Raw genomic sequence first — 12,271 nt, 5'->3', positions numbered from 1 at the left:
TCGGGTGGGCGGTCCTCCGCCCACCCGACATGGCGTCTACTCGACCAGATCGTCCCACGCCATCGCCGCACTCAGATAGAGCCGCCCGCTCAGCGACTGCAACAGGTCACTCTCCTTGAGCCTGTCCATCACCGGCCCCTTCACTTCCGCCAGGTGCAGCAGCACCCCGCGCGCCCGCAGCGAAGCGTTCAGCTCCTTCAGCCCGAACAGCGCCGAGGTATCGATCGCATTCACCGCCGACAGCACCAGCACCAGGTGCCGCGTGTCCGGATGCGCCGCCAGTTCCTCCTCGATACGCTCGTTCACCGCTTCCACGTTCCCGAAGAACAGCCCGGCGTCGACCCGCAACATCATGAGGCCGGGCGCGGTCGCCGCCGAATAGCGGTCGATGTTGCGGAAGTGCTCGGTGCCCGCGATGCGGCCCAGCACCGCGATGTGCGGCCGGCTGGCGCGCCAGATCAGCGCCCCCATCGACAGCGCCACCCCGACCACCACACCCGCCTCCACGCCGAGGGCCAGCACGCCGGCCGCGGTCGCCAGCAGCGCCGCGGCGTCGGCGCGGTCGTAGCGCCAGGCGGTGCGCAGCAGCGACAGGTCGACCAGGGTCAGCACCGCGACGATGATGGTCGCGGCCAGCACCGGCAGCGGCAACAGCGCCAGCCAGCCGTTGGGCGCCACCAGCGCCACGCCCAGCAGCAGCGCCGTGACGACGCTGGCGAGCTGGGTATTGGCCCCGGCCGCGAAGTTGACCGCCGAGCGCGAGATGCTGCCGGTGACCGGAAAGCCGCCGCTCAGGGCGCTGCCGATGTTCGCCGCGCCCAGCCCGAGCAGCTCGGCATTGCTGGCCAGCTTCTCGCCGCGCTTGAGCGCCAGGGTCTGGGCGCCCGACATGCTGATCAGGAAGATCATGAAACCGATCAGGAGCGCCGGCTGCAGCAGCGCCTGCCAGTGCGCGCTCGAGGTTGCCAGGTTCAGGTGCGGCAGACCGGCCCCGACCTCGCCGGTGGTGGCCACGCCCCGGGCGTCCAGTCCGAGGCCGCTGACCAGCGCCAGCGAACCGAGCACCACGGCCATCGGCGCCAGCTTGGCGCCGATGTCGGCCGCGACGGCGGGAATCTTCAGGCGGCGCAGGGTCGCCGCCATCCACTGGCGCGCCCACACCAGCAGCGCCAGCGCGCCCACGCCCAGCAGCGCGCTCGGCGCATGCACGTGGGGCAGCGCGCCGCCCAGCAGCGCCGGCAGCTGGCCCCAGGTGATCAGGATCGCCGAGCCGATGGTGAAGCCGCTCATCACGGGACGCGAGAAGAAGTTGGCGAGAAAGCCGATGCGCAGCAGGCCGCAGGCCAGCAGCACCGCGCCCGACATCAGCGCCAGCTGCGCCGCCAGCACGCCATGCAGCGCGCTGCCGGGCGCGGCCAGCGGCGCCAGGGTCGAGGCGGTCATGAGCGAGATGATGGCCATCGGCCCGATCGACTGGGTGCTGCTGGTGCCGAACAGCGCATACAGCAGCGGCGGCGCGATGCTGGCGTAGATGCCGACCACCGGCGGCAGCCCCGCCACCATGGCATAGGCCATGCCTTGCGGGATCATCATCATGGCGACGACGATGCCGGCGCTGATATCGCCGGGCAGCATCGCGCGCCGGTAGTGCCGCAGCCAGAGGAGCATAAGTATTGCTGACTAGAAAAGCCGCCAGCCTACCACATCGCGGCAGGGCGTACGGCCGACCACTCTACCCCATTGCCAGCTCGACGCAGTTGCGCCCGGCCCGCTTGGCCCGCGCCAGCGCGGCATTGACACGTACCGCCAGGGAGTCGCCCGATTCGGTCTCGCCCAGCTGCGCCACGCCGAGGCTGATGGTCACGTGATCGCACCCCGGAATCTCGGTCGCCTCGATGGCGGCGCGCAGCTTCTCGGCCATCTTGAGGCCGTCGATCGCGCTGGTGTGCGGCGCGATCACCTGGAATTCCTCGCCGCCCGAGCGCACCAGCACGTCGCTCGAGCGCAGCAGGGCGCGCGCGGTGTCGGCCACGGTGCGCAGCGCGACGTCGCCGACCGGGTGGCCGAAGCTGTCGTTGATGTTGCGGAAGCGGTCGATGTCGAAGGCGATCAGGGCCAGCGGCACGCGGTAGCGGCGCGCGCGCTTGATCTCCTGCTCCATCAGGAATTCGCCATGGCGGCGGTTGGCCACGCCGGTCAGGGCGTCGAGCGTGGCCAGCTGGGTCACGCGCCCGAGCAGCGCCTCGCTTTCGCGCATCAGCTCCGCGGTGCGCAGGCCGAAGGCGGCCAGCTGCGCCAGGTCGTCGAAGGCCGCCAGTTGCGCCCGCGAGAAGGTATGGCGCGCGCCGAACATCAGGCTCAGCGAACCGCGCGGCGCGCCCGGTCCCGACGCCGGAATCGGCAGGCCGACCACCATCGCGACGCCGTGCGCGTGCAGGGCCTCGGCCAGCGCCGCTTCGCCGGCCTTTTCCGGCGCGTCGAGCAGCGCGGTCTCGCCGCCGGCCGCCGCCAGCAGGCCCGGGAAGGCGTGGCGCAGCGGCGACTGCAGCAGGCGCTCGCCGCGGCCCAGCAGCGCCGCCAGGTCCAGGCCGCGCGCGCCGGCTTGCGCCAGCTGCTGGCCGCATTGCGCTTCCAGGCGCAGGTCCTTCCCTTCGCACAGCTGGAACATCGCCGCGTGCACCACGCCGGGCCAGGTCAGGAGCGCGGCGCACAGGCGTTCGCCGAAGCGGATGGCGTCGTCCGCCTCCAACAGGGCCTGCTGGGCGCTGGAGCGCACCGCCAGCAGCGCCGCCAGGTCTTCTTCGACGGGCGTCGGCGCATGCACGGGCGCAAAACCCGCATCCAGGCGCGCCGCGAGTTCGTCCGCCAGCGCATCAAGCCCGAGCGGCACGATCACATAATCCAGCGGCCCGTAAGCCATCAGGGCAGGCAGCCAGCGCGCATTGGTGAAGGGGCACAGCGCCAGCACCGGTGCGCCGCAGCGCTTCGCCACCAGTTCGCCCAGGGCCGGCAGGTCGATTTCCGGCTCGAAGCGTTCGAGGTCGATCACCAGGACGCCAGGCGCCTGCGCATCCAGCAGCGCCGCCGCTTCCTCGATGCCGCCGGCCACGCGCAGGCCGTCGAACAGCGCGCCGCAGGCCTGCTGGAAGTCGAGGCGGCGCTGGCCGACCGGGTTGAGGTACAGGCCCGAACGGGCTCGCCCACCTTCCTGCTGAGACATCCTTTTCTCCCTGACGAACACATTCTGAACAAAACGCCGGCAAGTTTGCCATAAAGCCACTCGCCAAGGTAGCGTAAAACTGCGCCCGAGTGTGTGGGAGCGCACTGTCGCCCCCTGGGTGGGGGGTGAATACTCTCCCGGTCGATTCAAACGAATATGGGAGCATAGCGATGGCAAACCAGGACGATGTGGCGAACAAGCAGAAGGCGATCCAGAGCCGCCAGGACCAGAAGGACGGCAGCATGCAGAAAGCGGAGAATGCGCAGTCGGATGATTCCGCCGCGCAGACCGGCATCCGCCAGCCTGCCCCGCCCTTCCCCGAGCAGCACCTGGCCAAGCCGGGTCTCGAGGCGCAGATGGACCTCAAGCCGAAGTTCATGGCCGAGCACTACAAGGGCAGCGGCAAGCTGCAGGGAATGACCGCGATCGTCACCGGCGCCGATTCCGGCATCGGCCGCGCGGTCGCGGTGCTGTTCGCGCGCGAAGGCGCCGACGTCGCCGTGATGTACCTGAACGAACACGAGGACGCCCAGGAAACGAAGCGCTGCATCGAGGCCGAGGGCCGCCGCTGCATCACCATTCCCGGCGACGTCAAGGATGTCGCCTTCTGCAACGAGGCCGTGGAAAAAGTCGTCGCCGAGTTCGGGCGCCTCGACATCCTGGTCAACAACGCCGCCTTCCAGGAGCACGCGAGCTCGCTGCTGGACATCACCGAAGACCGCCTGGAAGAAACCTTCCGCACCAATATCTTCGGCTACTTCCACATGGCGCGCGCCGCCCTGCCGCACCTGAAGCGCGGTTCCTCGATCATCAACACCGGCTCGGTGACCGGCCTGAAAGGCTCGAAGCAGCTGCTCGACTATTCGAGCACCAAGGGCGCGATCCACGCCTTCACCATGTCGCTGGCGGCGAACCTGCTGGACCAGGGCATCCGCGTCAACTGCGTGGCCCCGGGCCCGGTCTGGACCCCGCTGAACCCGGCCGACCAGTCGCCCGAGAAGATCAAGGAGTTCGGCGCCGCCACCACCTTCGGGCGCGCGGCCCAGCCGGAAGAGCTGTCGCCGGCCTACGTGTTCCTGGCCTCGCCCGTGTGCTCGGGCTACATCACCGGCATCATCCTGCCGGTGACCGGTTCGATCGGCGAATAAGGAGACCCCTATGCCGCGCAGCATGTGGAAAGGCGCCATCAGTTTCGGCCTCGTGCACATTCCGGTCGATATGTATGCGGCCGTCGACAACAAGGGGCTGGACCTGACCATGCTCGACCGGCGCGATTTCTCGCCGGTCGGCTTCAAGCGCTACAACAAGGGCAACGGCAAGGAAGTCTCCTGGGACGACATCGTCAAGGGCTACGAATACACCAGCGGCGAATACGTGGTGTTGTCCGACGAGGACCTGCGGCGCGCCAACCCGGAGGCGACCCAGACCATCGACATCGTGGCTTTTGTGGATGCCGAGGACGTGTCGCTGCTGTACTTCGAGCAGCCCTACTACCTCGCCCCCGGCAAGGGCGGCGACAAGGTCTACGCCCTGCTGCGCGAGACCCTGCGCAAGGCCGGCAAGATCGGCATCGCGCGCGTGGTCATCCGGGTCAAGCAGCACCTGGCGGCCCTGGTCTGCGTGGGCGACACCATCGTCATGAACACGCTGCGCTATGCGGACGAGATCCGCGACGCGGGCGACCTCAAGATCCCGGCGAAGAGCGACAAGAAGGTCGCCGTCACCGACAAGGAACTCAAGATGGCAATGGCCCTAGTGCAGGGCATGGCCGAGGACTGGGACCCGGAACAGTACCACGACACCTACCGCGAAGACGTGATGGCCATGATCGAGAAGAAGGTCAAGGCGCACCAGACCAAGACCATCACCATGCCGGAAAAGGGCGAAACCAAGCGCGAGACCGGCAAGGTCATCGACCTGGTCGCGCTGCTGCAGGCCAGCCTGGGCAAGAAGCCCGGCAAGGCCGCGGCCGACGAAGAAGACGATGACGACGACGATCCGCCGCCGAAGAAGCGCCGCCCCGCCGCCGAGGAAGACGACGAGGAAGAGGAAGCGCCGCCGCGCACCCGCAGGACCGCGAGCCACAGCAGCGACCGGGTCGCGGCCAGCGGCGCGGCGCCCAAGCGCAAGACGGCCACGAAGGCGGCGGCCAAGCCGGCTGCAAAACCGGCTGCAAAACCGGCTGCAAAGAAAGCCGCAGCCAAGCCGGCAGCCAAAGCCGCCGCCCCGGCGCGGCGCAGGAAGGCGGCCTGACGGATGGACGCCTTCATCGACTTCCTCCAGTGGCCGGCGATGCTGGTCACCCTGCTGGCCGCCTACCTGATCGGCTCCACCAATCCGCGCCGCCGCGTGTTCGGCTTCTGCACCTTCATCGCCAGTAACATCCTGTGGATCACCTGGGGCATCCACGACAAGGCCTGGGCCCTGATCGCGCTGCAGTGCGCGCTGTTCGTGACCAATGTGCGCGGCATCTTCAAGAACGAGAAGACCGGGAGCGCCGCCACTTCCGGCGCCGGCAAGGAGGTCAGCGGGTCCGCGTGACGTGGGCGTCGCGCGCGGCGCGCCAGCCCAATGCCGCCTCGATTGCGCGGCGGTAGGCGGTATCGATGTGCGCCGGCGTGCAGCGCACGTAACGCTCGGCCTCGGCGCGCTGCTCCGGCGGCATGGCGTCGAGGATGGCGATCACTTCGCGCGCGCTCGGCACCCGGCTTGGTGTGTCATTGGACTTGGCCGGCAGCGCGGTCCAGACCGCGGCGTCGATGCGCTTTGCGCGCAGCCAGGCGGCGATGCGTGGATCTTCCTCCGCGCCCTCCTTGCCCGGGATGCTGCCGATCCAGTCCGGCCGCGCCGGCGTGATCTTTTCGCGCGCGCCGACCATGGCGCGCGCTTCGTCGAGATCCTGCGTGGCCAGGTAGGCCCAGTAAGTCGCTTGCGGGCGCGCGCCCTCGCACAGCACCAGCGCCACTTCCGCGCTGTCGTCGCTGTCGCGCACGAATTCGAGCGGCAGGCGCGGCCCGCCGGGGTGCCAGCCGGAGGCCAGCTTCAGGGGACCGGGTTTCCACAGCAGGGAGCCCCAGGCGATGCAGACGATGTTCATGGTGTGCCTGATAGATTCGGATTATCGGAGTCTAGTCTGCCATTCAAAACAGCCGTGCACGCCTGAGCGCCCCGCCTTTGCCCCGCCAGCGCGCTAGCGTGCGTAAAGAATGCGCGCCCTTTGCGATACTTGCACCATGCCTGACAACGGAACCGATGCAATGCCCCAGACCGCCATGCCCTTCCTCGTCTTGACGCGCGCCGGCTTCGACGACATCGCGCGGCGCGTCGACCTCGGCAAGACTTCCCTCTTCCTCAATCCGGGCCTGCTGACGGAAGACGAAATCGCGCGCCTGCGCGAAAGCGGCGCCGCGCTGCACGTGATGGCGACCGCGGTCGATCCGGGCAATGCGCGCGAGGTGCAGCAAGCCCTGCTCCTGACCCGCGGCGAGACGGGCAGCGCCTGGGTCGAACACGCTGCCCCGCGCGCCCAGGTGTCGACGGCGAAGATGCAGCCCGCCAGCGCACCCGTCACCTCGACCACGCCGTTGAGCCGGCGCCTGGCCCGCACCGCCGGCCAGCTCGCCAGCGGCGCACTGCGGCGCCTGCGCGCCCCCGAACGCGGCCGCGCGCTGATGGCGGTGCCCTACCTTGGCTTCGGCAACGGCCGCCGCATCTGGCTCAAGGGCCGCCTGCTCGACGAGATCGGCTTTCGCGAACAGACCGTGGCCGACAGCGGCTGGGCCAACCTGGTGGCCCTGTACCAGCGCCTCGAATCCGACGAGGTGGCCGATGCGCGCGTGGTGGCGAGCCTGGGCGGGACGAGCGCCGAGACCCGCACCGACGACGGCGGCTACTTTTCCTTCGACCTCGAACTCGGCAGCGAACTCGCGCCCGGCCGCCATCGGGTGGAGCTCTGCTTCCCCGACAACATCCAAGCCGACGGCCAGCCCCTGCGCGCGCACGCCGAGGCGATCGTGCCGGCGGCGACGGCGCGCTTCGGCATCATCAGCGACATCGACGACACGGTCCTGTGGACCAACGTCACCAACAAGCTGAACATGGCCCTGATGCTGGCCCGCACCAACCACCATACCCGCAAGCCCTTCAAGGGCGTGGCCGGCTTCTACCGCGCGCTGCGCGACGGCGCCGGCGGGAGCGAGGACAACCCGATGTTCTACGTCTCGAGCAGCCCCTGGCACCTGTATGGCCCCCTGGTCGACTTCCTCGCGCTGCAGGAGATCCCGCTCGGCCCCCTGCTGCTGCGCGAGCTGAGCGTGCGCCAGGTGCTCAAGCTGAACCAGCACGGCAACCACAAGCTGGAGCAGATCGAGCGCATCCTCGGCTTCTATCCGGACCTGCGGTTCGTATTGATCGGCGACAGCGGCGAGCAGGACCCGGAAATCTACGCCGAGGTGGTGCGCCGCCACCCGCGGGCGGTGCGCATGATCTACATCCGCAACGTGAATCCCGACCCGGCGCGGATCGACGCCCTGGACCGCCTGATCGAGGAAGTCAGCGCCACCGGCATCCAGCTGGTCCTGTGCCCCGACAGCGTGTTCGCGGCCGCGCATGCGGCGGCCGAGGGCCTGATCGCGGTCGATCGCCTGCCGTCGGTGCGGATGGACAAGCGCGACGACGACTCGGCGGCGCCAGCGATGACTGGATTATGAAAAACTATTGAATTGATAAAATCAATCAAATTTCCTAATTGCTCTGCAGCACCTAGAATCTCTTCCATTGCAAGTTCGCACACAAACGAGGAGATTCCCGATGCGCCAACCCCGCCTGACCACCGCCTCCGGCATCCCGGTCGCCGACAACCAGAATTCGCTCAGCGCCGGCCCGCGCGGCCCACTGCTGCTGCAGGACTTCCACCTGATCGAGAAGCTGCAGCACTTCAACCGCGAACGCATCCCCGAGCGCGTCGTGCACGCCAAAGGCTCGGGCGCCTACGGCACCTTCACCGTCACCAACGACCTGCGCCACCATACGAAAGCCAAGCTGTTCGACGAAGTCGGCAAGCAGACCCCGGTATTCCTGCGCTTCTCGACCGTCGGCGGCGAAAAAGGCAGCGCCGACACCGAACGCGACCCGCGCGGCTTCGCCCTGCGCTTCTATACCGAGGAAGGCAACTGGGACCTGGTCGGCAACAACACGCCGGTGTTCTTCATCAAGGACCCGATCAAGTTCCCGGACTTCATCCACACCCAGAAGCGCGACCCGCAGACCAACCTGAAGTCGGCCAACATGATGTTCGACTTCTGGAGCCAGGCGCCGGAAAGCCTGCACCAGGTGACGATCCTGTTTTCAAGCCGCGGCACCCCGGACGGCTACCGCCACATGGACGGTTTCGGCAGCCACACCTATAGCCTGATCAACGCGGCGGGCGAGCGGGTCTACGTGAAGTGGCACTTCAAGACCCGCCAGGGCATCAGGAACCTGAGCGCCGCCGAAGCGGTCCTGCTGGCCGGCGCCGCGCCCGACCACGCCCAGCGCGACCTGTTCGAGGCGATCGCACGCCAGGACTACCCGCAGTGGGACGTGAAGGTGCAGGTGGCGACCGAGCAGCAGCTGGCCGACTGGGAGCAGCGCACCGGCTGGAACCCGTTCGACCTGACCAAGGTCTGGCCGCACCGCGACTTCCCCCTGGTCACCGTCGGCCTGCTGGAACTGAACCGCAACCCGGACAATTACCACGCCGAAGTCGAGCAGGCCGCGTTCTCGCCCGCCAACGTCCCGCCGGGCATGGGTTACTCGCCCGACAAGATGCTGCAGGGCCGCCTGTTCGCCTACCACGACGCCCAGCTCTACCGCGTCGGCACCAACCACCAGCACCTGCCGGTGAACGCCCCGCGCTGCCCTTTCCACAACCAGCAGCGCGATGGGGCGATGGCGATCGCCAACGGCGGCGCGGCGCGCAACTATGCGACGATCGACTCGGTGGGGCGCGGGGCGCTGGGCATGGGGCATGGGGAGCCGGAGTTGCCGATCAGCGACGATGCGGGGCGCTACGATTTTCGCGGGATGGAGGATGATTACACGCAGGCGGGGAATCTGTTCCGGCTGATGACGGCGCAGGAGCGGCAGAATTTGTGTGACAACCTGGCGGGGGCGCTGTCTACGGTGGACGAGGATATCGTGCTGCGGCAGTTGCGGCAGTTTGACAAGGCGGATCCGGCGTATGGGCGTGGGGTGCGGGAGGCGTTGAAGGTGTTGGGGCGGAATGTCGATTAAAGGATAGGTTGGAGGCTGCTGCACGAACTTGGGTTCCCGCCTTCGCGGGAACCCAATTTTCTGCGAGCAGCCGTCACTCCTCCTCAAACCCCAACACCTTCATCGCCTTCGTCATCCCCTTCCCCGCCTTCGCATACCCGCTCCACGGATCATTCCCCTTGTCCAGCCGCGTATGCACATTCATTACCGTCCACTGCGCGCTCGACTTCAGCGCCATCAGCTCATCCCACTCCAGCGGCACCGAGATCCCCAGCCCCGGCCGGGCGCGTGCGGCCCAGGCGCAGATGGTGGTGGCGCCGCGGCCGTTGCGCAGGTAGTCGATGAAGATCTTGCCGACCCGGTTCTTCGGGCCGCTCTTGAAGGCGAAGCGCTCCGGCAGCGTCCCGGCCAGGTGGCGCACGATGGCTTGCGAGAAGGCTTTCACGGTGTCCCAGCCGTATTCGGGCTTCACCGGCACCACCACGTGCAGGCCCTTGCCGCCGCTGGTCTTGAGGAATGAGGGCAGCCCCAGTTCGTCGAGGAAGGCGCGCATGATCTGGGCCGCTTCCTGCATCGCCTTCCACTCCACGCCCTCGCCCGGGTCGAGGTCGAACACCATGCGGTCCGGCTGTTCGTAGGTTTTCGCGACCGCGTTCTGGGTATGGATCTCGATCGCATTCCACTGCGCCACCGAGAGGATGCCCTCGACGCCGGCGATTTCCAGCATCGGCGGATTGCTCGGGTCGAGCGCCGCATCCATCTGCTTCACGCCCGGCAGCTTCTTGACGTCGGCGTGCTTCTGGAACACCAGCTCCGCGCCGATGCCGGCCGGCGCGCGCACCAGGGTCACCGGGCGGCGCTTGAGGTGCTCCATCATGAGCTCCCCCACCAGCGCGTAGTAGCGGATCACGTCCAGCTTGGTGGCGCCGCTGGACGGGTCGATCACGCGGTCCGGATTGGTCACGCGCAGGGTGTCGGGCAGCTTGCCGTGCAGGCCCGCGGGTGGGGGCGACACGGGGGCGTCGGCCAGCGCCGGTTTGTCGACATCATCGATGTGGCGCGGCTCCTCGCGCGTGATGCCTTTGGCCGGCTTGTCCTCGCGCAGGCCCTGGAACACCGGGTGGCGCACCGCGCCGGCGCTGGTCCATTCCGAGAAGCTCACCTCGGCCACCAGGGTCGGCTTGACCCAGTGGTGCTGGCGTCCCGGCACCGCGCGCGGCGGGAACGGGCTCTCGTCCGCCGCCAGGGCTTCCAGGCGCTCGCGGATGTCCTTCAGGGAGGCGTGGTTGAAGCCGGAGCCGACGTTGCCCGCATAGCGCAGCACGCCCTCGCGGTCGTAGGTGCCGAGCAGGAGCGAACCGATGCCCTTGCGCGAACCCTTTGGGTCGGTCCAGCCGCCGATCACGAATTCCTGGCGCAGGCCGCACTTGAGCTTGATCCACTCGGGCGAGCGGCGCGACACGTAGCGCGAGTCGCGCCGCTTGCCGATCACGCCTTCCAGTCCGATGCGGCAGGCGGCCACCACCAGCTCGTCCGGCTTGTCGCCGAATTCGGCGGAGAAGCGCACCCGCTCCGACTTCGCGCCCTCGAGGATGGCTTCCAGCGCCGCGCGGCGCTCGACCAGCGGGACGTCGCGCAGGTCGTAGCCGCCGCAGTAGGGGATGTCGAACAGGAAGTACTGGATGTCGGCCGTGCGGACGCCGTCGAAGGCCAGCTGCAGCAGGCCGAAGTTGGGCCTGCCCTGTTCGTCGTGCACCACGATCTCGCCGTCGTACCAGCCGTCCGGCAGACCCATCCCCTCCAGCTCTTCCTTCAGCGGCAGCAGCTTGTCGGTCCAGTCATTGGCGTTGCGGGTGATCAGGCGCACTTCGCCCTTCTCGACGCGCGCCAGCATGCGGTAGCCGTCGAACTTGACTTCGAACACCCACTCGGCCGGGTCGAGCGGCGCGCTGTCGACCAGGGTTGCCAGTTCGGGCGTGAATTCCTCGGGCAGCCTGGCCTTCTTGGCGCCTTCGGGCATGCCGGGTTCGGCCTTCTTCGCGCGCTTGGCGGCGGGTTTTGCCGCGGCTTTGGCCGCCGGCTTGGCCGCGCTCTTGCGCGCCGGCTTGCGCGGCGCCTCGACCTCGGCTTGCGCCTTCAGCGCCGCCACTTTGCCGCGCCCGCGCTTGGGCATCGGCAGGTCCTTGACGCTGTCCGGCATCTCGTCCACCACCGAGAATTCCTCGGCCGACTTCGCGTACTCGTCGTTCTCCTTGATGAGCAGCCACGCTTCCTGCTTCTCGCCGCGGCCCTTCATGCGCACCAGCACCCAGCGTCCCTGCATCTTGTGGCCGTGGATCTCGAACTTCAGGTTGCCCTTGCGGTAGCCTTCGTGCGGGTCGCCGATCGGGGTCCAGGTGCCCTTGTCCCAGATGATGACCTTGCCCGCGCCGTACTGCTTGGGCGGGATCGTGCCTTCGAAGTCGGAGTACGAGATCGGGTGGTCCTCGACGTGCACCGCCATGCGCTTGTCGTGGGTGTCGTAGCTGGGGCCCTTGGGCACGGCCCAGCTCTTCATGGCGCCGTCGAGCTCCAGGCGGAAATCGTAGTGCAGGCGCGTGGCCCAGTGCTTCTGGATGACGAAGGTCAGCGCCTCCGTCCCGGGCGTGCCGCCTTCGGCAGGCTCCGGGGTGACGGCGAAATTGCGCTTTGCTTTATACAGTTTGAGCGCGTCTGGCATGGCCCCTCCCGGCTGTCGGTGTGGGAAAAGTGTAGGCCGATCGAGGAGGACGCGACTGTACGCCAGCTAACCGTGTTGCC

General features: G+C 68.2%; 9 protein-coding genes. 5 read left to right on the top strand and 4 right to left on the bottom strand.

Going from position 1 to position 12,271, the window contains the following annotated elements; genetic code table 11:
* Positions 1-36: 36 nt before the first annotated feature.
* Together LQ564_RS08895 and LQ564_RS08890 are read right to left on the bottom strand one after the other, a co-directional pair.
* On the bottom strand, positions 37-1,668 hold the full coding sequence (locus tag LQ564_RS08895; RefSeq protein ID WP_231057744.1) for a SulP family inorganic anion transporter: 1,632 nt from the start codon (positions 1,666-1,668) through the stop codon (positions 37-39).
* Positions 1,669-1,732: 64 nt separating this feature from the next.
* Positions 1,733-3,220 (bottom strand): GGDEF domain-containing protein, encoded by a 1,488-nt coding sequence (locus LQ564_RS08890; protein ID WP_231057743.1) that lies wholly within the window; start codon positions 3,218-3,220, stop codon positions 1,733-1,735.
* Between the two features lie 170 nt (positions 3,221-3,390).
* On the opposite strand from LQ564_RS08890, the gene LQ564_RS08885 reads away from it, so the two are divergent.
* Genes LQ564_RS08885 through LQ564_RS08875 form a run of 3 tightly spaced genes read left to right on the top strand, consistent with a single transcriptional unit; the run spans position 3,391 to position 5,761 of the window.
* Positions 3,391-4,368, top strand: a complete 978-nt coding sequence (locus tag LQ564_RS08885; protein WP_231057742.1) for an SDR family oxidoreductase — start codon at positions 3,391-3,393, stop codon at positions 4,366-4,368.
* A 10-nt stretch (positions 4,369-4,378) separates the two neighbouring features.
* A complete protein-coding gene (gene ku, locus LQ564_RS08880) occupies positions 4,379-5,473 on the top strand; it encodes a non-homologous end joining protein Ku (protein WP_231057741.1) in 1,095 nt (364 codons plus the stop codon).
* Positions 5,474-5,476: 3 nt separating this feature from the next.
* Positions 5,477-5,761, top strand: a complete 285-nt coding sequence (locus LQ564_RS08875) for a hypothetical protein (RefSeq protein WP_231057740.1) — start codon at positions 5,477-5,479, stop codon at positions 5,759-5,761.
* Here LQ564_RS08875 and LQ564_RS08870 read toward each other — a convergent pair.
* Positions 5,745-6,317, bottom strand: a complete 573-nt coding sequence (locus LQ564_RS08870; protein WP_231057739.1) for a hypothetical protein — start codon at positions 6,315-6,317, stop codon at positions 5,745-5,747. The two genes, LQ564_RS08875 and LQ564_RS08870, sit on opposite strands and share 17 nt — an antisense overlap.
* A gap of 160 nt (positions 6,318-6,477) precedes the next feature.
* Here LQ564_RS08870 and LQ564_RS08865 point away from each other — a divergent pair, with 160 nt between their 5' ends.
* Both LQ564_RS08865 and LQ564_RS08860 read left to right on the top strand, forming a co-directional pair.
* Positions 6,478-7,929 carry an App1 family protein phosphatidate phosphatase gene (locus LQ564_RS08865; protein WP_231057738.1) on the top strand — a complete coding sequence of 484 codons (1,452 nt, stop codon included), beginning with the start codon at positions 6,478-6,480 and terminating at the stop codon, positions 7,927-7,929.
* A gap of 100 nt (positions 7,930-8,029) precedes the next feature.
* Positions 8,030-9,493 (top strand): catalase, encoded by a 1,464-nt coding sequence (locus tag LQ564_RS08860; protein WP_231057737.1) that lies wholly within the window; start codon positions 8,030-8,032, stop codon positions 9,491-9,493.
* Positions 9,494-9,566: 73 nt separating this feature from the next.
* Here the strand turns inward: LQ564_RS08860 and ligD are convergent, their stop codons facing one another.
* Positions 9,567-12,191 (bottom strand): DNA ligase D, encoded by a 2,625-nt coding sequence (ligD, locus tag LQ564_RS08855; RefSeq protein WP_231057736.1) that lies wholly within the window; start codon positions 12,189-12,191, stop codon positions 9,567-9,569.
* Between the last annotated feature and the right edge of the window lie 80 nt (positions 12,192-12,271).

This window comes from Massilia phyllostachyos (assembly GCF_021044825.1).
GTDB classification, from domain to species: Bacteria; Pseudomonadota; Gammaproteobacteria; order Burkholderiales; family Burkholderiaceae_D; genus Telluria; species Telluria phyllostachyos.
Note: the sequence above shows the minus strand (reverse complement) of the source record. Positions and strands in the feature narration are given on the sequence as shown.